Origin of the sequence: Actinomadura sp. NPDC048394 (genome assembly GCF_040651755.1) — a bacterium.
Classification (GTDB): domain Bacteria; phylum Actinomycetota; class Actinomycetes; order Streptosporangiales; family Streptosporangiaceae; genus Spirillospora; species Spirillospora montaniterrae.
Genome location: NZ_JBEZJL010000049.1, coordinates 38677 through 61288 on the forward strand (window position 1 = coordinate 38677; position 22612 = coordinate 61288).

The 22612-nt window shown below is 73.0% G+C and carries 24 protein-coding genes; 15 read left to right on the forward strand and 9 right to left on the reverse strand.

Annotation, left to right across the window (positions count from 1 at the left end):
- Positions 1 to 170: 170 nt before the first annotated feature.
- Positions 171 to 1829 carry a phosphatidylglycerol lysyltransferase domain-containing protein gene (locus tag AB0C78_RS31530; RefSeq protein WP_360754906.1) on the forward strand — a complete coding sequence of 553 codons (1659 nt, stop codon included), beginning with the start codon at positions 171 to 173 and terminating at the stop codon, positions 1827 to 1829.
- 55 nt (positions 1830 to 1884) lie between these two features.
- Here AB0C78_RS31530 and AB0C78_RS31535 read toward each other — a convergent pair whose 3' ends face one another.
- Positions 1885 to 2667: an SAM-dependent methyltransferase gene (locus AB0C78_RS31535; RefSeq protein ID WP_360754909.1), complete on the reverse strand. Its 783-nt coding sequence runs from the start codon at positions 2665 to 2667 to the stop codon at positions 1885 to 1887.
- A 169-nt stretch (positions 2668 to 2836) separates the two neighbouring features.
- On the opposite strand from AB0C78_RS31535, the gene AB0C78_RS31540 reads away from it, so the two are divergent.
- The 3 genes from AB0C78_RS31540 to AB0C78_RS31550 all read left to right on the forward strand — a co-directional run bounded on the left by AB0C78_RS31540 (position 2837) and on the right by AB0C78_RS31550 (position 5549).
- The gene (locus AB0C78_RS31540) at positions 2837 to 3679 is read left to right on the forward strand and encodes an SMP-30/gluconolactonase/LRE family protein (protein ID WP_360754912.1); all 843 of its coding nucleotides are present in this window, start codon (positions 2837 to 2839) and stop codon (positions 3677 to 3679) included.
- Between the two features lie 95 nt (positions 3680 to 3774).
- On the forward strand, positions 3775 to 4290 hold the full coding sequence (locus tag AB0C78_RS31545) for a nitroreductase family protein (RefSeq protein ID WP_360754914.1): 516 nt from the start codon (positions 3775 to 3777) through the stop codon (positions 4288 to 4290).
- A gap of 89 nt (positions 4291 to 4379) precedes the next feature.
- The gene (locus AB0C78_RS31550; protein WP_360754917.1) at positions 4380 to 5549 is read left to right on the forward strand and encodes a serine hydrolase domain-containing protein; all 1170 of its coding nucleotides are present in this window, start codon (positions 4380 to 4382) and stop codon (positions 5547 to 5549) included.
- Between the two features lie 82 nt (positions 5550 to 5631).
- On the opposite strand, the gene AB0C78_RS31555 is transcribed toward AB0C78_RS31550, so the two are convergent.
- Positions 5632 to 6366 carry an SDR family NAD(P)-dependent oxidoreductase gene (locus tag AB0C78_RS31555; RefSeq protein ID WP_360754993.1) on the reverse strand — a complete coding sequence of 245 codons (735 nt, stop codon included), beginning with the start codon at positions 6364 to 6366 and terminating at the stop codon, positions 5632 to 5634.
- Between the two features lie 94 nt (positions 6367 to 6460).
- On the opposite strand from AB0C78_RS31555, the gene nfi reads away from it, so the two are divergent.
- From nfi to AB0C78_RS31570, 3 genes are all read left to right on the forward strand, one after another.
- Entirely contained in the window at positions 6461 to 7147 is a 687-nt protein-coding gene (nfi, locus tag AB0C78_RS31560) for a deoxyribonuclease V (RefSeq protein WP_360754918.1), read from the forward strand.
- 107 nt (positions 7148 to 7254) lie between these two features.
- A complete protein-coding gene (locus AB0C78_RS31565) occupies positions 7255 to 7824 on the forward strand; it encodes a helix-turn-helix domain-containing protein (RefSeq protein ID WP_360754921.1) in 570 nt (189 codons plus the stop codon).
- 102 nt (positions 7825 to 7926) lie between these two features.
- Positions 7927 to 8688 carry a glucose 1-dehydrogenase gene (locus tag AB0C78_RS31570; protein WP_360754924.1) on the forward strand — a complete coding sequence of 254 codons (762 nt, stop codon included), beginning with the start codon at positions 7927 to 7929 and terminating at the stop codon, positions 8686 to 8688.
- A 57-nt stretch (positions 8689 to 8745) separates the two neighbouring features.
- Here AB0C78_RS31570 and AB0C78_RS31575 read toward each other — a convergent pair whose 3' ends face one another.
- Complete coding sequence (locus AB0C78_RS31575) at positions 8746 to 10122, reverse strand: amidase (RefSeq protein ID WP_360754927.1); 1377 nt, start codon at positions 10120 to 10122, stop codon at positions 8746 to 8748.
- A 73-nt stretch (positions 10123 to 10195) separates the two neighbouring features.
- Between AB0C78_RS31575 and AB0C78_RS31580 the strand changes: the two genes are divergently transcribed.
- Positions 10196 to 10756 (forward strand): TetR/AcrR family transcriptional regulator, encoded by a 561-nt coding sequence (locus AB0C78_RS31580; RefSeq protein WP_151545360.1) that lies wholly within the window; start codon positions 10196 to 10198, stop codon positions 10754 to 10756.
- A 600-nt stretch (positions 10757 to 11356) separates the two neighbouring features.
- Here AB0C78_RS31580 and AB0C78_RS31585 read toward each other — a convergent pair.
- A complete protein-coding gene (locus AB0C78_RS31585) occupies positions 11357 to 11665 on the reverse strand; it encodes a hypothetical protein (protein ID WP_360754930.1) in 309 nt (102 codons plus the stop codon).
- A 321-nt stretch (positions 11666 to 11986) separates the two neighbouring features.
- Between AB0C78_RS31585 and AB0C78_RS31590 the strand changes: the two genes are divergently transcribed.
- The 3 genes from AB0C78_RS31590 to AB0C78_RS31600 all read left to right on the forward strand — a co-directional run bounded on the left by AB0C78_RS31590 (position 11987) and on the right by AB0C78_RS31600 (position 13699).
- On the forward strand, positions 11987 to 12580 hold the full coding sequence (locus tag AB0C78_RS31590; RefSeq protein WP_360754933.1) for a hypothetical protein: 594 nt from the start codon (positions 11987 to 11989) through the stop codon (positions 12578 to 12580).
- Between the two features lie 77 nt (positions 12581 to 12657).
- Positions 12658 to 13140 (forward strand): SH3 domain-containing protein, encoded by a 483-nt coding sequence (locus AB0C78_RS31595; protein ID WP_360754935.1) that lies wholly within the window; start codon positions 12658 to 12660, stop codon positions 13138 to 13140.
- 61 nt (positions 13141 to 13201) lie between these two features.
- Entirely contained in the window at positions 13202 to 13699 is a 498-nt protein-coding gene (locus tag AB0C78_RS31600) for a DinB family protein (RefSeq protein WP_360754937.1), read from the forward strand.
- On the opposite strand, the gene AB0C78_RS31605 is transcribed toward AB0C78_RS31600, so the two are convergent.
- A complete protein-coding gene (locus tag AB0C78_RS31605) occupies positions 13700 to 15043 on the reverse strand; it encodes a HAMP domain-containing sensor histidine kinase (protein WP_151544568.1) in 1344 nt (447 codons plus the stop codon). It lies immediately after the preceding gene.
- Between the two features lie 46 nt (positions 15044 to 15089).
- Positions 15090 to 15776 carry a response regulator transcription factor gene (locus AB0C78_RS31610; protein ID WP_192809148.1) on the reverse strand — a complete coding sequence of 229 codons (687 nt, stop codon included), beginning with the start codon at positions 15774 to 15776 and terminating at the stop codon, positions 15090 to 15092.
- 39 nt (positions 15777 to 15815) lie between these two features.
- On the opposite strand from AB0C78_RS31610, the gene AB0C78_RS31615 reads away from it, so the two are divergent.
- Positions 15816 to 16322, forward strand: a complete 507-nt coding sequence (locus tag AB0C78_RS31615) for a hypothetical protein (protein ID WP_360754940.1) — start codon at positions 15816 to 15818, stop codon at positions 16320 to 16322.
- Positions 16323 to 16467: 145 nt separating this feature from the next.
- On the opposite strand, the gene AB0C78_RS31620 is transcribed toward AB0C78_RS31615, so the two are convergent.
- Together AB0C78_RS31620 and AB0C78_RS31625 are read right to left on the reverse strand one after the other, a co-directional pair.
- Positions 16468 to 16854, reverse strand: coding sequence for a hypothetical protein (locus AB0C78_RS31620; RefSeq protein WP_360754942.1), 387 nt, complete (start codon positions 16852 to 16854; stop codon positions 16468 to 16470).
- 10 nt (positions 16855 to 16864) lie between these two features.
- On the reverse strand, positions 16865 to 17419 hold the full coding sequence (locus AB0C78_RS31625; protein WP_360754945.1) for a hypothetical protein: 555 nt from the start codon (positions 17417 to 17419) through the stop codon (positions 16865 to 16867).
- Positions 17420 to 17834: 415 nt separating this feature from the next.
- Here AB0C78_RS31625 and AB0C78_RS31630 point away from each other — a divergent pair, with 415 nt between their 5' ends.
- Positions 17835 to 19271: an FG-GAP and VCBS repeat-containing protein gene (locus AB0C78_RS31630; RefSeq protein WP_360754948.1), complete on the forward strand. Its 1437-nt coding sequence runs from the start codon at positions 17835 to 17837 to the stop codon at positions 19269 to 19271.
- 91 nt (positions 19272 to 19362) lie between these two features.
- Here the strand turns inward: AB0C78_RS31630 and AB0C78_RS31635 are convergent, their stop codons facing one another.
- Positions 19363 to 20346, reverse strand: a complete 984-nt coding sequence (locus tag AB0C78_RS31635; RefSeq protein ID WP_360754951.1) for a helix-turn-helix domain-containing protein — start codon at positions 20344 to 20346, stop codon at positions 19363 to 19365.
- Positions 20347 to 20519: 173 nt separating this feature from the next.
- Here AB0C78_RS31635 and AB0C78_RS31640 point away from each other — a divergent pair, with 173 nt between their 5' ends.
- Together AB0C78_RS31640 and AB0C78_RS31645 are read left to right on the forward strand one after the other, a co-directional pair.
- Positions 20520 to 21155 (forward strand): TetR/AcrR family transcriptional regulator, encoded by a 636-nt coding sequence (locus tag AB0C78_RS31640; RefSeq protein ID WP_360754953.1) that lies wholly within the window; start codon positions 20520 to 20522, stop codon positions 21153 to 21155.
- A gap of 111 nt (positions 21156 to 21266) precedes the next feature.
- Positions 21267 to 22604: an MFS transporter gene (locus tag AB0C78_RS31645; RefSeq protein WP_151544576.1), complete on the forward strand. Its 1338-nt coding sequence runs from the start codon at positions 21267 to 21269 to the stop codon at positions 22602 to 22604.
- Positions 22605 to 22612: the final 8 nt, after the last annotated feature.

Genomic DNA, 22612 nt, shown 5'->3' on the forward strand with positions numbered 1-22612 from the left:
CCGGGTGGCCGGGTACGGCCGTCGTGGGGACGACGACCGCCGGAGACGCCGAACGCGACGTCATAGGAGGTGTCCGGACGACGCTGACCATGAGCGGCCAAAGATAACGTCCGATCCGGGGAATGAGTTCCAAAGGATCATGGTTGGGGCTCAGCGGAGGTGTCCTTCTCGTGCATGCAGCGAAATCGGCCGAGCGCGCCGGCGGCGAGGCACTGCCCGTCTGGCCGCTGGCGCTCGTCGCCGCGTTCGTCGCCGTCCTGATCGCCGTGCCCGCCATGGCATGGTCCCCGCACTGGCTCACCCGGCTGTCGGAGGTGGCGACCGGAACCCCGCTCGCCCCCGCCCACGCCGTGTCCCTGGGCCTCGTGCTCCTGCTCATCGCGCGCGGCGTCCTGCTGCGCCGCCGGGCCGCCTGGTACGGGCTGGTCGCGCTGGTCGTCCTCGGCCTGCTCGCCGTCGTGGCGGGCGACGACGCGCCGTGGCGCGTGCCGCTCCTCGCGGCCGTCCTGGTCGGGCTCTGGCTGGAGCGCGACCGGTTCCCCGTCCGCCCGCACCCCGACCGCGTCCGCACCGCGGTGAAGACCGGCGCGATCCTCGTGATCGGCGCGGTCGCCGGGTCGGTGCTGGTCGGCGGCGTGTCGGTCCGGTCCGTGCGGGTCGTGGCGAGCGGCCTCGGCGCCACCGGCGCGCGCATCGACGGCGCGTCCTGGCTGCCCGGCGTGCTCGGCCTGGCCGGCGCGGTCGGCCTGCTCGCGCTCGTCATGACGCTGCTCGCGCCGGACCCGGCGCCCCCGCCCGGCGACGAGGACGAGCGGCGCCGCGTCGCCGGCCTGGTCGCGCACCCCGGCTCGGACACCCTCGCCCCGTTCGCGCTGCGCCGCGACAAGGCGTACGTGTTCAGCCCGGACGGGCGCGCCGCGATCGGCTACCGGGTGCTGTTCGGCATCGCGGTGGCGGGCGGCGACCCCGTCGGCGACCCGAAGTCGCACGCCGCCGCCGTCCAGGAGTTCCTGGAGCTGTGCCGGACGACCGGCTGGCGGCCCGCGGTGCTCGGCGCGAGCGCCGACCTGCTGCCCGAGTGGGGGCCGCTGCGCTCGTTCGGCTTCGGCGACGAGGTCGTCGTCCGGCCGGAGGAGTTCACGCTGTCGGGCCGGCAGATGCGCAACGTCCGGCAGGCCGTCAAGCGGACCGTCAACGCGGGCGTCACCACCGAGATCGTGCCCGAGCGCGAGCTGTCCGCGAGCCTGCGCGCCGAGCTGCTGGAGGTGGCGTCGGGCTCGCTGGGCGGCGCCGCCGAGCGCGGCTTCTCGATGAACCTCGACGAGCTGCTCACCGGCTACCACCCCGGCGCGGTCGTCGCGATCGCCTACGACGAGGACAAGAAGCCGATCGCGTTCCAGCGGTACGTGACCGCCGGCGAGGGCATCAGCCTCGACGCGATGCGCCGCACCCCCGGCGGGCCGAACGGCGTCAACGAGCGGCTGATCGTCGAGATGATCGAGTACGCCGGCGAGCAGGGGCACGCGCTCGTCTCGCTGAACTTCGCGGCCTTCCGCGAGCTGCTGGACGCCGAGGAGCGCGGCGCGCTGGAGAAGGCCGGCTACCAGGCCCTGCACCTGCTGGACCCGCTGATCGCGGTCGAGTCGCTCTACCTGTTCGACAAGAAGTTCCGGCCCGACTACAAGCCGCGCAGCATCGTGTTCCGGTCCTGGTTCGACATCGTGTGGCTGGCGGCGGCGCTGCTGACGCTGGAGTTCGGCCGCACGAAGCCGGCGGCCGCGCCCGAGGAGGCCGTCACCGAGCCCGCGCACCACTACAGCCGCTACTGAACAGCCGCTACTGACCCCGCGTCGCCGAACGCCCGGATCCCGCGGATCCGGGCGTTCAGCTTTTGCGGGCGACGCCGCCGGTGATCTTCAGGCGGGTCGCCGGGGCGTCCATGCCGGGCCGCCACCGCTCAACGTCGACCAAGCCGGGGGCGAGCAGCTCGAAGCCGTCGAAGAACCTCAGGATCTGGTCGCGTGGGCGGAAGTAGGTCTGCACGGGCGTCCCGTCGGCGATCGCGTGCAGCCGCGCCATCGCGGCGGGATCGCTGTGCGCCGCGAACTGGGACAGCACGAGGTGGCTGCCCGGCGCCATGGCGTCGCGGTACCGCCCGACGATCCCGGCAGGGTCCTGCTCGTCGGGGACGAGGTGAAGGACGGCCGCGAGGACCACCACGACCGGTTCCGACAGATCGAGCAGCCCGTGGCTCCGCACGTGGTCGAGGATCTCGTCCGGCCGGCGGACGTCGCCCTCGATCGAGGTCACCCGGTCGTTCGTGGCGAGCAGGGCGTCGTTGTGCACCTTCACGAGCGGGTCGCTGTCGACGTAGACGATCCGCGCGGACCGGTCCACCGCGTGGAACACCTCGTGGATGCTCGGGGACGTGGGGATGCCGGTCCCGACGTCGAGCACCTGCCGGGCGCCCCGCTCCGCCAGCATTCGCATGGCGCGGATGACGAAGGCGCGGTTCGCGCGGGCCAGGATGCGCTGGTCGGGCACCACGGCGAGGAGCCGGTCGGCGGCGTCCCGGTCGACGGCGTAGTTGTCCTTGCCGCCGAGCAGATAGTCATAGATCCGCGCCGCACTCGGAACGGTCGTCTCGTGCCGCTGCGTCTCGTCCACGGTCGGCCCCGTCTCTCGCGCGGGGCGTTCCCCGCGCTCACCGGCGAGGTTAGCGCTGGGGCCGGGTTTCCGGAATCGCCGCTGCGGCGATGTCGATCCGGGCGGAGGTCCTTCGTATAGGGGTCGGAGGCCGGCGGCGGGCCGGCCGCGAACCTGGGGGTGAGGGAGCATGACGGAGATCCGGACGCTGGTCGACGGGCGAGGGTTGGTGGAGTCGCCGCGCTGGCACGACGGGCGCGTGTACTTCTCCGACTGGTCGGCGGGCGAGGTCGTCGCCGCGGACCTGGACGGGCACGCTGAGGTCGTCGCGCGGGTGAAGTCGCTGCCGCTGTGCACGGCGTGGCTCCCGGACGGCGGGCTGGTGATCGTCGACTCGCCGAACGGGCGGCTGCTGCGGCGCGAGGACGACGGGTCGCTGACCGTCCATGCGGACCTCGGCCTGACGGGCTGGAACGACATCGTGGTGGACGGCCGCGGCAACGCCTACGTCAACCGCGCCGGGTTCGAGCCGATGGCCGGTGAGGAGGCCAAGCCCGGATTCGTGTTCCTCGCGACGCCCGACGGGACGGTGCGGGAGGTCGCCGACGACATCGCGTTCCCCAACGGGATGGCCGTGACCCCGGACGGCTCGACGCTGATCGTCGCCGACTCCTACCGCGGCGAGCTGGTGGCGTTCGCGATCGGCGCCGGCGGCGGCCTGTCGGACCGGCGCGTCTGGGCGGCCCTCGGCGACGGGACGCCGGACGGCATCTGCACCGACGCCGAGGGCGCCGTCTGGTACGCGGACGTGCCCCACGACAGGTGCGTGCGCGTCGCCGAGGGCGGCGAGGTCCTCGGCGTCGTCGAGGTGGACCGGGGCGCGTTCGCCTGCGCGCTGGGCGGCCCCGACGGGACGACGCTGTTCATCACGGCCGCGCAATGGCAGGGCATGACCGAGCCCGAGCCGGTGCGGCCGGGAAGCGGACGGGTCCTGGTCGCGGAGGTCGAGGTGCCCGGCGCGGGATGGCCCTGACCGCGCCGGTCCCCGCCGCCCGTGACCTGGCCGCGCCGGTCCCGCCGCCCGTGACCTGACCGTTTCCCGGGGCGGGCGGCGGGTAGCGGACTCGCGTGGAAACCTGGAACGCCATCACGTCCCGGCGCAACGTCCGGGAGTACAGTGACGAGCCGATCGCGCCGGACGACCTCGACCGTGTCCTGGAGGCGGCGCGGCGGGCGCCGTCGTCCAAGAACTGGCAGCCGTGGGACTTCGTCGTCGTCACGAAGCGGGACCAGCTAGCGGAGCTGGCGGACGCGGGCATGTACGCGGCGCACATCCCCGGTTCGGCGGCGACCATCGCGCTGGTCATGCGCGACTACGACGACCCCGGCGAGCGGGAGACCTCGCGGTTCGACCTGGGGCAGGCGATGCTGAGCATCATGCTCGCGGCGGCCGACCTCGGCATCGGCAGCGGGCACGCGACGGTGATGGACCAGGCGGTGGCGCGCCGCGTCCTCGGCCTGCCGCAGGACCGGTTCTGCGCGTACCTGGTCGGGCTCGGGTACCCGGCGGGCCGCCCGCTGAAGCCCGTCCGGAACCCGGCCCGGCGGGCGTTCGAGGACGTCGTGCACCGCGACCGCTGGTGACCGTCCGGGGGGCGTGACACGGGGGCCGATGCCCGGTCTTCTGGAATCTTCGAGCATGATTCTAGAAACCCCCGTGGAGAGGACCGGGCATGAGCAGCACTGTGCAGGGGCACTGCGATCCGGCGTTCGCCGCCGTCCGTGAGGTGTTCGAGCAGCATTTCGCCGACGGGCGGGAACTGGGCGCCGCCGTCGCCGTGTACGCCGGGGACCGCAAGGTCGTGGACCTGTGGGGCGGCGTCGCCGACCACCGGACGGGCCGCGCCTGGGCCGCCGACACGCCGTGCTTCGGCTTCTCCTGCACCAAGGCGGTGACGGCCGCGGCGGCGCTGCTGCTCGCCGAGCGCGGCGCCTACGAGGTCGACGGCCCGGTCACCGCGTGGTGGCCGGAGTTCGGCGAGCACGGCAAGGACGGCGCGACGGCGGCGCACCTGCTGTCGCACCAGGTCGGGCTCCCCGCGTTCGACCGTCCCGTGTCGGCGGAGGAGGCGGCCGACCCGGAGGCGCTCGCGGACCTGCTCGCCGCGCAGAAGCCGGAGTGGACGCCGGGCGAGGCGCACGGCTACCACGCCCTGACGTACGGCTGGCTGGCCGGGGAGATCGTCCGGCGGCTGTCCGGCCGGACGGTCGGCGCGTTCGCCAAGGAAGAGTTCACGGGCGGCCTGGACATGTGGATCGGGGCGCCCGACGACGTGATCGAACGCGCCGCGAAGATGACCGCGAAGGGGCGCGTCTCCGGCGCGGCCGACGGGCCGAAGAACCCGGCCGGCGACGTCCTGAAGCGGATCGCCGCGGCGTACACCGACCCGCGGAGCCCAATGAACCGGGCACTGAACAACCCGCATCCGGGCAAGGGCGGCTACAACAACCCGGTGGTGCTGCGCGCCGGCTGGCCGTCCGCCGGGATGCTCGCGACCGCGTCCGGATTCGCGGGGTTCTACCGCGACCTGGTCGCGGGCCGGATCCTGCGCCCGGACACGCTGCGCGAGGCGATGCGCCGCCGGGTCTCCGGCCCGGACCGCACGCTCATCGTGGACAGCTCGTTCGGGCTCGGGTTCATGCGGCCGTCGCAGACGTACTTCGTCCCGAAGCGGGCGCGGGAGACGGCGTTCGGCCACACCGGCGCGGGCGGCTCGATCGGGCTCGGCGACCCGGACGCCGGCCTGGCGCTGGCGTACCTGCCGAACAGGATGGGCGAGCAGGCGTCCGGCGACCTGCGCGCGTTCCGGCTGACGGAGGCCGCGTACGCGTCGCTGGGCTGAGCCCGGCCGAGTCTCGCTGCATGGTGATGCCGCCGCTCACTGCAAGGTGATGCCGAGCCTCACTGCATGGTGATGTCGCCGCTCACTGCATGGTGATGCCGCCGCTGACGGACACGGTCTGCCCGGTGATGTACCCGGCGCGGTCGGTGCACAGGAACGCGACCATGCCGGAGACGTCGTCCGGGCGGCCGATGCGGCGCAGCGGGATCTGCCGGGCGAGCTTCGCCAGCAGGTCCGGATGCCGCTCGGACACAGTCCGGACCATCGGCGTGTCCGTCGGCCCGGGGCACACCACGTTGGACGTGACGCCGTCGCCCGCCGCCTCGCGGGCGAGGCTCTTGGCGAGCCCGAACAGGCCCGCCTTGGTGGCCGCGTACGCGCCCTCGCCCCCGGACCCGGCGCGGGCTCCGTCGGAGGAGACGAACACGAGCCGGCCCCAGCCGCGCCCGGTCATCCCGGGCAGCAGGGCGCGGGTGAGCTGCATCGGGGCGCGCAGGTTGACGCGCCACATCAGGTCCCAGTGGGCGGGGTCGCTGCCGGCGAACGGCTCCACGATGCTGATGCCCGCGTTGTGGACGAGGACGTCCACCGGCCCGACGCCGGCGGTGAACGCGTCGATGGACGCCGGATCGGCGAGGTCGACGCGGGCCGCGGTCCCGCCGGTCTCCCCTGCGACGCCCTCGGCGGCGGGCAGGTCGAGGTCCGCGACGACGACGCGGGCGCCGAGCGCGGCGAGGTCGGCGCAGATCGCCCGCCCGATGCCGCCCGCGCCGCCGGTGACGACGGCGGTGCGTCCGTCCAGGGTCATGCCGTCCATCGGTCCTCCGCTCCGGCCGCTCGTGCCCTCACCGTAGTCGCCGCCCGCGTCGCCGCCCGCGTCGCCGCCGGTAGGGGCGGTAGCGTGCCGGTTCATGGAGGTACGCGACCTGCACCCGTGGCCGTCCACACCCGCGGAGGCGGAGGCGATCCAGGACCGGCTGCGCCCGATGCTCGAACTGGACGTCCCCGGCCCGGCGAACCCGCGCACGGTCGCCGGCCTGGACGTCGCGTACGCGGGCGACGGCGGCGGGACCGCGACCCGGCTGGCCGCCGCGGTGGTCGTCCTGGACGCGGCGTCCCTCGACGTCGTGGAGGAGTCGGTCGCCGTCGGGACGGCCGCGTTCCCGTACGTGCCGGGGCTGTTCGCGTTCCGTGAGCTGCCCACCCTGCTGGACGCGCTCCGGGCCCTGGAGACCACGCCCGACCTGCTCGTCTGCGACGGGTTCGGGGTCGCGCATCCCCGCCGGTTCGGGCTGGCGTGCCATCTCGGGGTGCTGACCGGCCTGCCGACGATCGGGGTGGGCAAGACCGCGTTCGTCGGGACCTATGACGCGCCGGGTCCGGAGCGCGGCGCCGCGTCCCCGCTGGTGGACGGCGGTGAGGAGGTCGGACGCGTGCTGCGGACCCGCGACGGCGTGAAGCCGGTGTTCGTGTCGGTCGGCCACCGCACCGACCTCGACTCGGCGTGCCGCGACGTCCTCGCGGTGACGCCCGAGTACCGGCTTCCGGAGACGACTCGCAGGGCGGACCGGCTGTCCCGCGACGCACTCGGAGGCTGATGGCGCGCGACGGCGCCTTCCTCGACGTCGGCGCGGGGAGATGGCAGGCTCTTCGGTAACACGCGGCGGCCGGTCCGGCCGTCCGCGCACGCCGCTGGACGGTGCCCATGCAACCGCGCCCGATGCGGGCCGACGCCCGCCGCAACTACGAACGACTGATCAGCACGGCCCGCGCGGCCTTCATGGAACACGGCACGGGCGCGTCCCTGGACGACATCGCGCGGCGCGCGGGCGTCGGGTCCGGGACGCTGTACCGGCACTTCCCCACCCGCGACGACCTGCTGCACGCGGTGCTCCAGGAGCGCATCGACGGGCTGCTCGCGCACGCCGCCGAGCTGATGCGCGAGCCGGATCCGGGCGCGGCGCTGGCGGGCTGGCTGCGCGGCTACCTGGACGGCGCGATGACGCCGCGCGGCACGTCGACCGTGCTCATCGAGGCGATGTCGCCGCGGTGGTCGGCGACGCGGCTCGGCACCGCGGCCGCCGCGATCCGCGACGCGGTCGGCGGGCTGCTGGAGCGGGCGCAGCGGGCGGGCGCGATCCGGGCGGACGCCGACGCCGCCGACCTGCTGCGGCTGACCAACGCGATCGGCGTCGCGGCCGAGCGCACCCAGGATCCCGCCGGGTACGCCGACCGGATGCTGGCGCTGCTGTTCGACGGCCTGCGCACCCGCTGACCCCGCGCTCCGGCTCCGGGGCCGCCTTGTTCGCCGAACCAAGCGTTCGCTAGTTTGGTGGGGCGCCGCGGTCGCGGTCGCCGCTGGGAGCGAGGAGCGTTGATGGGGCAGCTTGACGGCAAGGTGGCGCTGATCACCGGTGGTGCGCGCGGCATGGGCAAGGCCCATGTGAAGCGCTTCGTCGCCGAGGGCGCGAAGGTCGTGTTCGGCGACGTCCTGGAGGAGGAGGGCGGCAAGCTCGCCGCCGAGCTCGGGGACGACGTCCGGTTCGTCCGGATGGACGTGACGTCGCCCGACGACTGGGAGCACGCCGTCGGCACCGCGACCTCGGTCTTCGGGGCGCTGAACGTCCTGGTGAACAACGCCGGCATCATCCGCTACAAGACCATCGAGGACATGTCCCTCGACGAGTTCCGGCAGATCATCGACGTCAACCTGATGGGCCAGTGGCTCGGCGTGAAGTCGGTGACGGCCGCGATGCGCGCGGCCGGCGGCGGCTCGATCGTCAACGTCTCCTCGACCGAGGGCTTCGTCGGCGCGGACGGCCTCGCCGCCTACAGCGCCAGCAAGTTCGGCGTCCGCGGCCTCACCAAGTCCGCCGCCCGCGAGCTCGGCGAGTACGGGATCCGCGTCAACTCCATCCACCCCGGCGGCATCATCACCCCGCTGTTCATGCAGGACGACATCATCGCCGCCAAGGCCGACAGCGCCGACGCGCTCATGAAGGCGCTCCCCCTCGGCCGGATGGGCAAGACCAAGGAGGTGTCCGGCCTCATCGTCTACCTGGCGTCGGACGACTCGTCGTACTGCACCGGCAGCGAGGTCCTCGTCGACGGCGGCCTGCTCACCGGCGCCGGCTACTGAACGCGCCGGGCCGCCGGTGACGGATCGGACCCCCGCACCGGCGGCCCGGCACGGGCCTCATCGGGGACGGCGCTCCGTCCACCGCTCGACGGCCTCCAGCTGGGCCGCCAGCGAGATCAGCGTCGCCTCGTCGGAATCATGGCCGAGAAGCTGCGCCCCGATCGGCAGGCCGCTCTTCGTGAAGCCCGCCGGGACGTTCACGCCCGGCCAACCGAGCACATTCCACGTCCACGCATAAGGGCACGCCGCCGCCACGCCCGACTGCGTCTTCTGATATCCGGCGCCGTCGAACGCGCCGACCTTCAACGGCGGCTGCGCGGTCGTCGGTGTCAGCACCACATCGGCGAACCGGAAGATGCGCCCGACCTTCTTCTGCAGATAGGGGTCCATTCTCTTGGCCAGCGGAAGCAGCCGCTTCCCGAGGACCCGGCCGATCCGCGCCTCGGCCTCCGTCCGAGCCTCCGGCCTCGGGTTCGGCATCGCGTCCAGCCAATCCGCGACCCCGGCCGTCCCGCGCGGAATCAGGCCGAGCCCCACCAGCCCGTAATCCGGGTCCGCGGGGAACACCTTGTGCCCGAGCTCGGTCAGCCGCCGGGAAAGGCGCTCGACCGCCGCCCGGATCTCCGGGTCGAGTTTCCCGCTCACCCCGAAGGCCGTCCGGTACGAGACCGCGATGCGCAGCCGTCCCGGTTCCCGCCTCGTCGCGTCCACGAAAGGCAGCACCGGACGTCCTACCTGGTACACGTCCTCCGGATGGCTGCCCGAAAGCACGTCCAGCATCAACGCCGCGTCCTTAACGCTCCGCGCCAGCGGCCCCCAGACGGTGATGCCGTTGAAAGGGTCCGTATGCGGATAACCGGAAACGCGTCCCCGCTGCGGCTTGATGCCGACCAATCCCGTCCACGCCGCCGGAATCCGGATCGACCCCGCCCCGTCGGACCCCACGGCCCCCGCGACCATCCCCGCCGCCACCGCCGCCGCGGACCCGCCCGACGACCCGCCGGGCGTGTACTCCGGGTTCCACGGGTTCCGCGCGATCCCGTACTCCGGCGACTCGCTGAACGGCCACAACCCGATCTCGCACGTCGTCGTCTTGCCCACGACGATCGCGCCCGCGGCCCGCAGCTTGCGCACGATCTCCCCGTCCCGCTTCACCGGCTGATGGTCGCCGGCCACCGCGAACGGCGTGGTCTCACCCTCGATGTCCGTGTCGTCCTTGATCGCGACAGGCACCCCGAGCAGTGGCAGCCGCTCCCCCTCCGCCAGCCGCTTGTCGGCCTCCCGCGCCTCCTCGACCGCGGCCTCCCGCACGACCCGGAACGCCCCGAGGGACTCCTGCCGCCGGACGGCGTCCAGCGACGCCTCCACCAGCTCCACGGAGGACACCTCGCCCTTCCGCAGCGCGTCCGCCTGACCGGCCAGACCCAGCTCCACGCCCACCTCCGGGTTATCGTTCGTTCGAACGAACGATAGCGTCCGCGCCGGCCTTAGGGAAGACTGTGCGGTAATGAGCGCCCGCGACCAGATCCTCCACGCCACCCTCCGCCTGATCGGCGAGCAGGGCATCGGCGCCGTCACCAACCGCGCCGTCGCCCGCGCGGCCGGCGTCTCCCTCGGCTCCCTCACCTACCACTTCCCCAGCCAGGACGAACTGCTCCGCGAGGCGCTGCGCGCCTTCGTGGACGCCGAGATCGCCCGCATCACCGCCTACGCCGAGAACCTCCGCGAATCCGGCATAGCCCCGGTCGACGCCGCCGACCTCGTGGAGAAGGCCGTCGTCGACTTCGCCTACGGCCCCGAGCAGATCGCCAACCTCGAGCTGCACCTGCACGCCGCCCGCGACCCGGCGATCCGCGACACGTCGGCCCGCTCCGTCGAGGCCTACGACCGGCTCGCCACCGCCGTCCTCACCGCACTCGGCATCCCCGACGCGGAGCGGCACGCCCCGGCGATCGTCGCGATGCTCTACGGCCTGGCCGTCCGCCGCCTGGCCACCGGCGACACCGCCGCCACCGGCACCGCGGACGCCTTCCGCCTCCTCCTCCTGGGCGCCCTCCCCCGCGACTGAAAAAGGCCTCTGGCCCGCACGGCCCCAGAGCGGGGTAACGGGGCCGTGCGGGCCAGAGACCTGTCTCAATCAGGAACCTCAGTCGACGTTCGCTCTGCTCTCCGCCTGTGCACCTCCGCCGTCTTCCGATGTGAACAAGCCCAACGCTAAGCCGCCCCCGCCCACCCCAGAACCCCCTTAAGCCTCACTTAGGGAACCGCTGAGCAAGCCTTATTCAGGCCCACCCGCGAATGCCGCCCACCTGCAACAACAGAGAAACCAGCCCGAGCAAACCACCCAACCCAGTCGCCCTCAGCCGAGCGATCTCGCCCTCGTTGGCTCCCACAACCAGCTCCCCGTCCCCTCCCGCCCAACAGGGACGAGGCCCAACCCACGGCCCTACAACCCACCGACCCCACACAGACCACCGCCCGAACCGCAAGGTCATAGCCACCGGCGCCGGCAAGGCCGCCCCTGCGCCATCGACCTCTGAGAGAAGCTGGCGCGTGGCTGCGCTCGCCCTCGTTGGCTCGTCCGAACTCCCCATGCCCCTTACTCGCACCACAACAACCCACGCCAAACGGCAGAGGCGCGTCACTAATCGGGTGGTGAACCGTTCGCCTAGTCGTAGGCGCGGACGAACTTCATCGGAACGCTAGGCCGCCCGTGTCCCAGGACTTGGAACGAGAGCACGATACGACCTTGCAACTCGATCTCGATGAACAAGGTCGAGGCCGGGTCCGCAGGATCCGAACGCACCTTGTACCCCGTGCCGATGCCGGTGGTATCCCTAGCCTGATCGATTGCTTCGTAGAGGAGATCAGGATCGGTCCCCGGGCCGTACACCTTCTGCAGAGGCTCCCTCGGTGCAGTGCGCAATGCCTCTGCGATCAGGGGGACCAGTTCCTCGTTATCGACAGTGTTCGTCATTGTGGGCTCCCTTCCGAGACGTTCAGAGCCCCTGAACCTTACGCCTTCGGGCCGGCGAATCCCCGGGGCTTTCTGCGCTCTCGGCAAAGCGGAACCACGTCCCCGGGGACGGCGCCGTAGGATTCGTTCTCGCGCCTTGCGGTGAGCGAGGCTTATTCGGGCGCCGTCTTGGGAGGCAGGCGGTCGTCTGCGGAGATGGGATGGTCGTTGGGCGCGTTGGGAGGGAGATTTGTGGTTGAGGGTGGTGGGGTTTGGGATCCGTTTGGGACGCTTCGGCGGGTGCTTTGGGTTGGTGGTGGGCAATGGGCTGGGAAAACTACTGTGGCCAGGTTGCTGGCCGTTCGGTATGGGCTGACTGCTTATCAGTACGACTACCACGATGCTCGGGGGCACGATGATCGGCGGGTCGCGCGGCGGGTCAGGCTTGGACAGTCGCCCGAGGCGCCGGATCCCGATGTCACGTGGGTGAACACCACTCCGCAGGAGATGGCTGCTGAGACGCTCGCCGGGTTTCCCGTTCGTTTTGAATGGGCCTTGGACGATTTGCGCGCGCTGGTTTCCGGGCGTCCCATCGTCGCCGAAGGCTGGGGGCTGCGGCCTGAGTTGGTCGCGCCGATCGTCGAGTCGCCTCGACAGATGGTCGTCATGGTGCCCACCGAGGCGTTCCGCGAACGGCAATTGCGCGAGCTGCCCCGGACCGCGGGCGTCGGGCACGGCGTCAGCGACCCTGACCGGGCGCAGCGGAATCGGCTCGGGCGGGATCGTCTTGTGGCCGACGACGCCGTCCGGTCCGCTCGGCGCCTCGGTGTCCGCGTCATCGAAGTCGACGGCACGCGCGACGCTGAGGCCGTTGCCGACATCGTCGCCGACCACTTCCGCCCCTACCTGCCGCCCTTGGAAGGACCCTGGCGCTGAACTGGTGCTGTCACTTTGGGGTCGTCATCTGTCACTCTGAGTAGCGTCCGCGTGTCGGTTCGTACGGAGGAGAACGGATGCATGTAGGGATCAAGTTCGGTGTGGGGCTGGCCGGGGTCGCGCTTGCGGGGACGGCGCTGGGTACCGGCGGGGCCGCGGGTGCCGGCGAGCAGCCGCCGCCGCGGCCGGCGCAGCAGGGCGGCCAGGCGAAGCCGCCGCGCGACGCGGAGGAAGGGCACGGGCCGGGCGGCATCAAGGTCGGGGCCAAGGGCGCCGCGAAGGCGATGCACCGGCTCATGGTGCGGGACGAGCTGCGGCAGCGGTGGTGCCACGGCCGCGTCCTGCCGTCGGGCGGGCTGAACCTGCGGGAGGGGCCCGGGCTGCGGTACCGGGTCGTCCGCGTCCTCAAGCACGGCAGCCAGGTCACCACGGACTGGGACACCGTCCAGCGCAGGGACGGGTACCTGTGGGTGCGGCTCCCGGACAAGTTCTGGATCGCCGACTACAAGACCGGCGACGGGAACGGCAAGTGGTACATCAAGTACTCCGACTGCCACTGACGCGGCGGCGGGGGCCGGTGCTCCGGGCGGGCGCCGGCCTCCGCGCTGGTACGGTCCAGCGATGAAGGATGTGCCGTTCCTCGGCGATGAGAAGGAAAGCCTGCTGGCGAGCCTCGACCGGCACCGGGACGTGGTGCCGTGGAAGCTCGAGGGGCTCGACGACGAGCAGGTGCGGCGGCGGGTGACGCCGTCCGGGACGAGCCTGCTGGGGCTGACGAAGCACCTGGCGGCGATGGAGTACTTCTGGTTCTGCCACACGTTCGGGCGGGAGACCGAGCCCCTGCCGCTGGCCGACGACGATCCCGAGATGGACCTGCGGGTCGAGGCGGACGAGACCACCGGGGGGATCGTCGCGTTCTACGAGCGGGCGCGGGCCGGGGCCGACGCGGTGATCGGCGAGCTGGACCTCGATGCGACGGGCACGGCGTGGTTCGGGCCGACGGTGTCGCTGCGCTGGGTGCTGATCCACATGATCGAGGAGACCGCGCGGCACGCCGGGCACATGGACGTCGTCCGGGAGCTGATCGACGGCGCGACGGGCGACCACGTGCGGGACTGATCAGGTGCGGGAGTGGCGGCGGCGGACGAGGCGGCGGGAGCGGCGGGCCGGGGGCAGCCACTTGGTGCGGAACCACATCTGCACCTGCGCGCCGCCGAGGACGCTGCGGTGGATGCGCAGGTAGCCGCCCGTCGACTCGGCGGCGCGGCGCGCGATGTCGAGGCCGAGGCCGGTGGAGCCGCCGCCGCTGCTGCCGCGTTTGAGGGCGGCGTCCGGGTCGGCGATGCCGGGGCCGCCGTCGGCGACGAGGATGCCGGTGACACCCTGCCCCTGGTGGAGGGTGACGACGAAGCCGGTGCCCTCGGCGGTGTGCCGGAAGACGTTGCCGAGCAGCGCGTCCACGGCGGCGGCGAGCTCGGTGCCGGGCAGCGGCAGCGGCGCCGGGCCCTCGGCGCCGATCAGCTCGCAGGAGCGGCCCTCGTCCTCGGCGAGCACGGACCAGAACCCGACGCGGTCGCGCAGCACCTTGGACGCGTCGCAGCTGCCGCGCCCGGTCGGGCGGCGGACGGTCCGGATGATCTGGTCGACCTCGCGTTCGAGGCGGTCGACGGCGTCGCGGGTCTGGTCGGGGACGGGTCCCTTCCCGAGCGCCTCGGCGTTGAGGCGCAGCGCAGCGAGGGGGGTGCGCAGCCGGTGCGACAGGTCAGCGGCCATCTCCCGTTCCGCGGACAGCAGCTGGACGACGTGGTCGGCCATCGCGTTGAACGCCAGGCCGGCCTCGATCAGCTCCGGCGGCCCGTCCGGCTCGATCCGGACCGACATCTCGCCGTCGCCGAACGCGGCGGCGGCCTCGGCGAGCCGGCGGGTGGAGCGGATCATCCGGTTGCCGAGCCGGTCGGCGACGGCGACGGACCCGGCGACGAGCGCGGCGGCGACGGCGGTCATCACCAGCCACGCCTTCCACACCCCGCGGGTGAGGTCGCCGTCGGGCAGGAACACCTCGACGACGGCGGTGCGGCCGGCGTCCAGCGACACCGGCTGCAGCAGCGCGTACCCGCCGGAGACGCGCGCGGTGTAGGAGCGGCCGCGGCGGCCCGCCTCCATGAGCTGCTCGGCGTGCGCCGCCGGTTCGCCGGGTTTGCGCTTGGGGACGAGCGTGCCGTCCGGCATGTGCACGGTCATGCGCCCGGCGGCGCCGGCCTGAGTGCTGGCGACGGCGCGTTCGAGGGCGGCCGGGTCCTCGGTGACGACGAGCACGGGACCGAGCGCGCTGGCCTGCCGTTCGGCGGTCGTCAGGGCGCGGTCGCGGGCGATCTCCCGGACGGTCAGGGCGAGCGGGATGAGGAAGGCCAGCGCGACCATCGAGGTGACCGCGAGCGACACCAGGACCAGCGTGCGTCTCATCGCGCGGCCCGTTCCTCGTGCGGGGGCGTCGTGCCCGGGTCACGGCTCATGCGCGGGGGCCGGGCTCGGCCAGCCTGACTCCGACGCCCCGGACCGTGTGCAGGTAGCGGGGTTCCGCCGCGGTCTCGCCGAGTTTGCGGCGCAGCCAGGACAGGTGGACGTCGATGGTCTGGTCGTCGCCGTAGGCCTGCCGCCACACCTCGGCGAGCAGTTCGCGGCGGGCGACGACGCGGCCGGGCCGGGCGGCGAGGTAGGCGAGCAGGTCGAACTCGCGGCGGGTCAGCTCGAGCGGCGCGCCGTCCAGGCGGGCCTCGCGGCGGTCGAGGTCGATGTGCAGGCCGCCGACGCTGATCTCGGCGGACGGCCCGGACCGCGCGGAGCGGCGCAGCACCGCGGCGAGCCGGGCGCTGAGGTGCTCGGCGGAGAACGGCTTGATGAGGTAGTCGTCGGCGCCGGCGTTGAGCAGCCGGACGATCTCAGGCTCGTCGTCGCGTGCGGTGGCGATGATGACCGGGACGTCGGACACGCCGCGCAGCATCTTCAGCACCTCGGCGCCGTCGAGGTCGGGCAGCCCGAGGTCGAGGATGACCACGTCCGGCGGCGACTGGGTGACCTCGCGGAGCGCGTCCATCGCGGTGCCGACGCTGCGCACGACGTGCGAGCGCGCGCTCAGTTCGCGGATCAAGGCGGTACGGACGTTCGCGTCGTCCTCGACAACCAGAACACTCGCCATGCCGGAACCGTATGCCACCATGTGTCGATGCGTCGGGCGATGTCGTATGTTGCCCCGTGGGCGGTCGCGACCGCGGTGGCGGTGGCACTGTCCTGGCTCGGGGTGCGCGGCGTCGTGCGCGGCGCGGTGTCGGAGCGGTCGGCTCCGCCGCCGATCGCGGGCCCGGTCATCCACGGCAGCCCGTCCACGCTGCCGGGGCCGCCGACGAGCGTCGGGTCGCCGACGTCGGCGCCGCGTCCGGCGGCGGGCGAGGACCAGGGCCCGACGCCCAGCAGATCGCCGTCGCCGTCGCCGTCCGGGAAGCCGTCCAAGCAGAAGCCGACCGGGAACGTGCGCAGTTTCGCGACGCGCGGCGGGCAGGCGGCGCTGGCGTTCACCGGCGGGCGCGTGAAGCTGGTGTCGGCGACGCCGAACCCGGGGTACGAGACGCGCGTGACGGAGGCGGACGGCTGGCTGCGCGTCGACTTCCTCACCGACAAGCACACGTCGTCGATCGTGGCGACCTGGTACCAGCATCCGCCGTCGGTCAAGGTCTACGAGTACTGACCCGCGGCGACCGGGTCGGGGGACGCGCGCGACGGGACGGCGGGACGGCACGGGGGCGCGCGGCGGGACGGCGCGGAGGCGCGGGGGCGCGCGCGGAAAGGCGGGCGGCCCGTGCGCCCGGCCGCCCGCCCTTGGCCCGCTGCCGCTACTGCTGGCTCTTCTTGAGCATGAGGTAGCCGGAGATGATGCGGTAGCCGCCGTAGAGCATGGGGCCCCAGGCGACGACGTAGACGCCGCCGCTCGGCCCGGAGGCGTTGCTGTAGGTGATGAGCGTGATGAGCAGGCCGGCGAGGAACCACACGGCGCCGAAGCCGATGCCGCGCTTGCCCTTGGTGTCCCAGATGCGCCGCTGCTCGTCGCTGACCTGCTGGTAGTGCGGCGTCTGCGCCGCGGGCCGCTGGTAGTGCGGAACCTGCTGGTCCTGCGGCGCCTGCTGCTGGGGCGGCGGCTGCTGGTAGTGCGGGGCCTGTTGCGGGGGCTGCTGGTACTGCGGGGGCTGCTGGTAGTGAGGCGCGGGTTGCGGCTCCGTCATGTGCTCTCCCTCAGGTGACCGGGCGGCCGCGCGAGCCGGCCTCGGCGATGATGCGGTCGATGAAGGCGTCCCGGCCGCCGGTCAGCAGCAGCGGGACGGGGATGGTCGTGCCGTCGCGGCCCTCGACCTTGTAGCCGGCGACCTTGCCCTCGTCGCCCTGCTTGCGCTTGTAGACGGCCTTAACCGCGGCGAGCTCGCCCCAGGCGATCACCAGCGGGCCGCTGCGGCGCCGGGCGACCAGCCCGCCCTCGAACAGGTACGTCGCGCGGGAGCCGACGGTCAGGCCGCGGATCGCGTAGACGATCCCCCAGATGAAGCCCATCAGCAGGACGAAGTGGATCGGGTACGCCAGCGAGTGGACCCAGGAGAACACGTCCGTGGACCCGGGAATGAGCGACAGCAGCCACATGAGCAGGACGCACACCACGGCGGTCACGGCGCCGCCGACAATGGCCGTCGTCGCGGTCACCTCGCGCCGGACGTCGGAGAGTGCGCCGAACCCGTGCCGCGCGGCCGCGCCGGTCACGTCGTCGGGTGGGATCGTCGTAGTCGCCGCCCCGTCCATCATTCCTCCGATCGGTGACAGAGCCTCAGCGAGCACGATGGCGGATGGCGGTACACGTCCGGTACACGCGCGGGGACGCCCGGCCCCCGCCATCACTCAGACAGTATTGTCTGTTTGAGGTTCACGTCAACGCGGACCGGCCGCGCGGCGGTCTCGCGGCGGTCTCGCGGCGGGGCGGGCGTGGAGCGATCGTCAAGCGGTGTCCGCTCACCGTCAAAGCCCGCCGCGCCGTCTCCTGTTAGCTTTCCGGAGTGATCAACGGGGGAAATGCGAAATACGGCGGGCTCGGCGCGCCTCCATACGCGCGTCTGATCGTCTCGGCGCAGGTGAATCGCTTTCCGGGCACTGCCTGATTCGCCTTCCTCCCTGCGCGATCCATTCTCAATTTGACTCACCCCGCCAGAAGGATGTGCCCATGACTCGACGCAATCGGCGCCTGCGCGGCGCCGCGCTCGCCGCGGTCACGGCGGTGGCCGCCGGCACGGCGGGCCTGTCCGCCGTCCCCGCGCACGCCGCCCCCAAGGCGCCGGCCCGGCCGGGCGACTTCAACGGCGACGGCCACCGCGACCTGGCGCTCGGCAGCCCGCTCGGCACCGCGAACGGCGCCGCCATGGCAGGGTTCGTCACCGTCGTCTACGGGAGCGCGTCCGGGCCCGACTCCGCGCACCGGCAGGTCATCTCGCAGGAGAGCGCCGGTATCCCGGGCGGCTCGGAGGCGGGCGACGGGTTCGGCGCCTCCTTGGCCTCGGCCGACTTCGACCTCGACGGCTACGCCGACCTCGCCGTGGTCGCCGACGGCGAGGACTCCAACGGAGCGTGGGAGGGCGGCGGCATCACCGTCATCTATGGCGGTGCGAGCGGCCTGTCGTCCAGGGCCGTGCGGTTCGGGACCACCGACGGCAGCGGCGACGCCCACGGCGCGGTCACCGTCAGCGCGGCCGACGTCACCGGGGACGGCAAGCCCGATCTGATCGCCGGGGGCCGCGGTTCCTTCACCCTCTACCGCGGTCTCGGCTCGGGCGAGGTGGCCGGCACGACGACCTCCGTCGGCCAGGGGGAGGGCGAAGGCGTTCACGTCGCCACCACCGCCGCCGACTTCACCGGCGACGGTCACGCCGATCTGGCGTACGCCTACATCTGGGACGGCATCGACGGGGAGGATCCCTCGCTGCGGCTCAACGTCTACCAGGGCGCCGCGACCGGCCTCGCCGACACCCCGGCGTTCACCTCGACCGACACCGCGGTGCGGTCCCTGGCCGCCGGTGACGTCAACGGCGACGGCCGCGCCGACCTGGTCGCGGGCGTGGCGACCGACCACGACGGCGGGGAGGTTCGGGTGTATCCCGGCACCGCGTCCGGCGTCGGCGCCGCCACCGTCATCGACCAGGACACCGACGGCGTTCCGGGAACCAGCGAGTACGGCGACGTTTTCGGCGCGTCCGTGGCGACCGGCGACGTGAACGGCGACGGCCGCGCCGACATCGCGGTCGGCGCCCCCGAAAAGACCGTGGACGCCGTCGCCAAGGCGGGCGCGGTCACCGTCCTTTACGGCGGGCCGGGCGGAGTGACCGGTAATGGCGCCCAGCAGATCAGCGAGAACAGCGGGGATGTGACGGGCCACGCCGAACAGAACGACCTGTTCGGCTCCCAGGTGTCGCTCGCCGACCTCAACGGCGACGGCAAGGCCGACCTCACCGCCGGCGCGAGCGGCGAGAACGACGGCGGCGGCGCGCTGTACATGCTGAACGGCGGCGCGTCCGGCGTGTCCACCACCGCAGGCAAGACGTTCTACTCCAGCACGCTCGGAGTCCAGGGACGCGGCGCGAAGCTCGGCGGAGTCGTCCTGCCCTGACCCTCGCAAGCGGGCCGCGCGGCGCCTGCGCCCCAACCGCGCGGCCCGCACCCCGGTCGGCGATTCCTCGTCTCGGGCGGTGCAAGTCGCACTACCCCTGGGCCGAGTCACGCGCGGCCCCGAGCTTGCGGCGCCGATGGTCGCTCGGGGCCATGCCGTAGGCCGCCCGGAACGCGCGGGTGAAGGTGGCGTGGTCGTTGAATCCCCAGCGCGTCGCGATCCGCCGGATCGGCACCGCGTCCAGCGCCGGGTCCCCGAGATCGCGGCGCGCGCGTTCGAGACGGAGCCCGCGGATCCACGCGCCGACCGCCATGCCCTGCGACTGGAACAGCCGGTGCAGGTAGCTGACCGAGATGTGGTGCGCGGCGGCGATCGAGCGTGGCGACAGACCGGGATCGTGCAGGTGCCGCCACACGTACTCCTTGATGCCCGGCAGAAGCGCGCGCGGCGAGGAGTCGTCCGGCGGCCCGGCGTCCGCGTGGTGCGCGATCAGCGCGTTCAGAAGGTCGACCGTTATGCCGCCCAGCCGGGGGACGTCGGCCGGACGGTAGGTCCCGGCGTCCGTGGTCAGCCGGACGAGGAACTCGGTGAGCAGCGCCCCCACCCCCGACCTGCCGGAGAGCGGCACCGCGACGATCCGGTCGGCCCGCTCCGGATGCGACACCAGGGTGCGGGGCACCTGGGCGCGCACGAGCCTGGCCGGCCGCTCCCCCGCCGTGATCCGCACCCGCAGCGGACGGCCGCTGTCGTAGACCGCGAGGTCGCGTTCGTCCAGCTCGGCCCGGCGCCCGGCCTGGTCCACGACGATCCGGCCGCGCAACGGGAACACGACCGCGTACAGTTCCGGGTCGCACGCGCGGATGAGCGACGGAGGCCGCCGGACCTCGGCCTCCGAGCAGGTCAGTTCGACGACGTCCGCCGCCCCGAGATCGAGCGCCCGCACCGTCGCCTGGAAGGCCTGCGACCCGTCGCTCACGACTCGCATCGGGTGCGCGCTGGTGACCTGGAAGTCGTCGAAGGCGGCCAGCCGCCGATCGGGTGCGAACTCGTCGCTGCTGAAGACCGTCTGGATCATCGTTCCCCCAGGCAGAAGCGCACGCGGGGTCCACGGGCGGCGTGCCGGCCGCCCGCCACGAACCTTAAGGTACCGAGAGTCCCCTTGCAAGGGACTTATAGTCCCTTCAAGAGGCGCGTAATCTACGGCCTGGGCTCAGGAAAAGGTACTGACGAGTCTTCTGGAGGGCGGCCATGGAACCGGACGACGGCGCCGTGCGAGACCCGGCGCGCGGCGGCGACGACCGGACGAGGCGCCCGAGGCGCAGCGCGGCGGAGGTCCAGCAGGCCGTCCTGCAGGCCGCCGTCGACGAGCTGACCGACCGGGGGTACGACGGCTTCACGATGGACCGGGTCGCCGCCCGTGCCGGCACGAACAAGACGGCGATCTACCGGCGCTGGCCCAGCCGCACCTCGCTCGCCTTCGCCGCCTACCGGCAGCTGGTCGCGCGGCCGGAGAGCCCGCCCGACACCGGCGCGCTCCGCTCGGACGTCATCGCCCTCCTGCGGGCCGCCGCCGACCGGATGACCTCGCCGGCCGGAGCCGAGATCCTCCGCGGTCTGGTGACGGACGCGCGCCGCGACCCGGAGACGATGGCCGCCCTGCGCGAGGAACTCGCCCGCGGCGAGCCCGGCACCATGCTGACCGTCCTCGCGCGGGCCGTCGCCCGCGGGGAGGCGCGGCAGGAGTCCCTCGTCCCGCGCATCGCGACCCTGCCCGTCGCCCTGCTCCGCAACGAGCACCTGATGCACGGCCCGGAGCCGATCACGGACGCGACCATCGCCGAGATCGTCGACCTGGTGTTCCTCCCGCTCGTCCGGCCGCGCTGACCGGCGCCCCGCCGAACGGCCGGAAAGCGGTTTCCGGACGGGCCGCCCGGGGAATCCCCGTGGTCACGAACGGCAGGGACCGGCGGGGGCGGTCGGGAAGGGACGGCTCCCATGGCCCTTGATCCCGGGGACGCGGCGCGGGCCCGCGCGGCGGACGGCGGCGAGCGGCGGCGGCAGGTGCGGCTGGCCGCGGTGTCGAGCGTGATCGGCACCTCGATCGAGTGGTACGACTTCTTCCTCTACAACACCGCGGCGGCGATCGTCTTCAAGGACGTGTTCTTCCCCGCGTCGAGCGACTACGCGGGGACGCTGTCGGCGTTCGCGACGTACGCGGTCGGGTTCGCGGCGCGGCCCGTCGGCGCGGCGATCTTCGGGCACTGGGGCGACCGGCTCGGCCGCAAGGCGATGCTGATCGTCACGCTCGTGCTGATGGGGATCTCCAGCGCGCTCATCGGGGTGCTGCCGGGGACGGACTCGATCGGCGCGGCGGCGCCGGTGCTGCTGGTGGTGCTGCGCGTCCTGCAGGGCATCGCGGTCGGCGGCGAGTGGAGCGGCTCGGTGCTGCTGTCGATGGAGTGGGGCGACCGGCGGCGGACCGGGCTGATGGCGAGCCTGCCGCAGATCGGGGTGCCGATCGGGCTGATCCTCGGCACCGGGATGATGACGGCCATCGCGCTGTCGGCGGACAAGGCGTTCAGCGACTGGGCGTGGCGGGTTCCGTTCCTGTTCAGCCTGGTGCTCGTCGCGGTCGGGCTGTTCGTGCGGGTCCGGGTGATGGAGACGCCGCTGTTCGCCGAGGTGGTGGAGAAGCGGGAGGTCGCGCGGGTGCCGGTCGCCGAGGTCGTCCGGCGGCACCCGAAGGAGATCGTGCTGAGCGCGCTGCTGCGGTGCTCGGAGCAGATGCCGTTCTACATCTTCACCTCGTTCGCCCTGACGTACATCCACAAGGACCTCGGGATGCGGCAGGGACTGGCGCTCAGCGCGGTGACGGCGGCGGCGGTGCTGGAGCTGTTCACGATCCCGGCGGCGGGGCACCTCGGCGACCGGATCGGCGGGCGGCGCGTCTACGCGGTCGGGTCGCTGCTCATCGCGGTCATCGCGTTCCCGTACTTCGGACTGATCAACACCAAGGCGGCGGCGCTGGTGGTCATCGCGGTGGTGGTGGCGCAGATCCCGCACGCGGTGCAGTACGGGCCGCAGGCGTCGCTGATCGCCGAGAGCTTCCCGACCCGGCTGCGGTACGGCGGGGCGGGCATCGGCTACCAGCTCGCGTCGGTGATCGCGGGCGGGCCCGCGCCGCTGCTCGCGACGTGGCTGCTGCACGACTACGGCTGGTGGGCGATCGCGGTCGCGATGATCGTGTCGTCGGTGCTGACGCTGGGCGCGCTCGCGCTGCTGCCCGACCCGGCCCGGGCGCGGGCCGTCCGGGAGGCGGGCGCGCCCGCTTGACCGGCCCG

Excerpts from the sequence above, each read along its gene's own strand:
- AB0C78_RS31565 (WP_360754921.1), top strand. The coding sequence starts at position 7,255 with ATGCAACCGCGCCCGATGCGGGCCGACGCCCGCCGCAACTACGAACGA.
- AB0C78_RS31580 (WP_151545360.1), top strand. The coding sequence starts at position 10,196 with ATGAGCGCCCGCGACCAGATCCTCCACGCCACCCTCCGCCTGATCGGC.
- AB0C78_RS31640 (WP_360754953.1), top strand. The coding sequence starts at position 20,520 with ATGGAACCGGACGACGGCGCCGTGCGAGACCCGGCGCGCGGCGGCGAC.
- AB0C78_RS31630 (WP_360754948.1), top strand. The coding sequence starts at position 17,835 with ATGACTCGACGCAATCGGCGCCTGCGCGGCGCCGCGCTCGCCGCGGTC.
- AB0C78_RS31585 (WP_360754930.1), bottom strand. The coding sequence starts at position 11,665 with ATGACGAACACTGTCGATAACGAGGAACTGGTCCCCCTGATCGCAGAG.
- AB0C78_RS31625 (WP_360754945.1), bottom strand. The coding sequence starts at position 17,419 with ATGGACGGGGCGGCGACTACGACGATCCCACCCGACGACGTGACCGGC.
- AB0C78_RS31610 (WP_192809148.1), bottom strand. The coding sequence starts at position 15,776 with ATGGCGAGTGTTCTGGTTGTCGAGGACGACGCGAACGTCCGTACCGCC.
- AB0C78_RS31600 (WP_360754937.1), top strand. The coding sequence starts at position 13,202 with ATGAAGGATGTGCCGTTCCTCGGCGATGAGAAGGAAAGCCTGCTGGCG.
- AB0C78_RS31540 (WP_360754912.1), top strand. The coding sequence starts at position 2,837 with ATGACGGAGATCCGGACGCTGGTCGACGGGCGAGGGTTGGTGGAGTCG.
- AB0C78_RS31620 (WP_360754942.1), bottom strand. The coding sequence starts at position 16,854 with ATGACGGAGCCGCAACCCGCGCCTCACTACCAGCAGCCCCCGCAGTAC.
- AB0C78_RS31645 (WP_151544576.1), top strand. The coding sequence starts at position 21,267 with ATGGCCCTTGATCCCGGGGACGCGGCGCGGGCCCGCGCGGCGGACGGC.
- AB0C78_RS31615 (WP_360754940.1), top strand. The coding sequence starts at position 15,816 with ATGTCGTATGTTGCCCCGTGGGCGGTCGCGACCGCGGTGGCGGTGGCA.
- AB0C78_RS31605 (WP_151544568.1), bottom strand. The coding sequence starts at position 15,043 with ATGAGACGCACGCTGGTCCTGGTGTCGCTCGCGGTCACCTCGATGGTC.
- AB0C78_RS31595 (WP_360754935.1), top strand. The coding sequence starts at position 12,658 with ATGCATGTAGGGATCAAGTTCGGTGTGGGGCTGGCCGGGGTCGCGCTT.
- AB0C78_RS31550 (WP_360754917.1), top strand. The coding sequence starts at position 4,380 with ATGAGCAGCACTGTGCAGGGGCACTGCGATCCGGCGTTCGCCGCCGTC.
- AB0C78_RS31555 (WP_360754993.1), bottom strand. The coding sequence starts at position 6,366 with ATGGACGGCATGACCCTGGACGGACGCACCGCCGTCGTCACCGGCGGC.
- AB0C78_RS31635 (WP_360754951.1), bottom strand. The coding sequence starts at position 20,346 with ATGATCCAGACGGTCTTCAGCAGCGACGAGTTCGCACCCGATCGGCGG.
- nfi (WP_360754918.1), top strand. The coding sequence starts at position 6,461 with ATGGAGGTACGCGACCTGCACCCGTGGCCGTCCACACCCGCGGAGGCG.
- AB0C78_RS31570 (WP_360754924.1), top strand. The coding sequence starts at position 7,927 with ATGGGGCAGCTTGACGGCAAGGTGGCGCTGATCACCGGTGGTGCGCGC.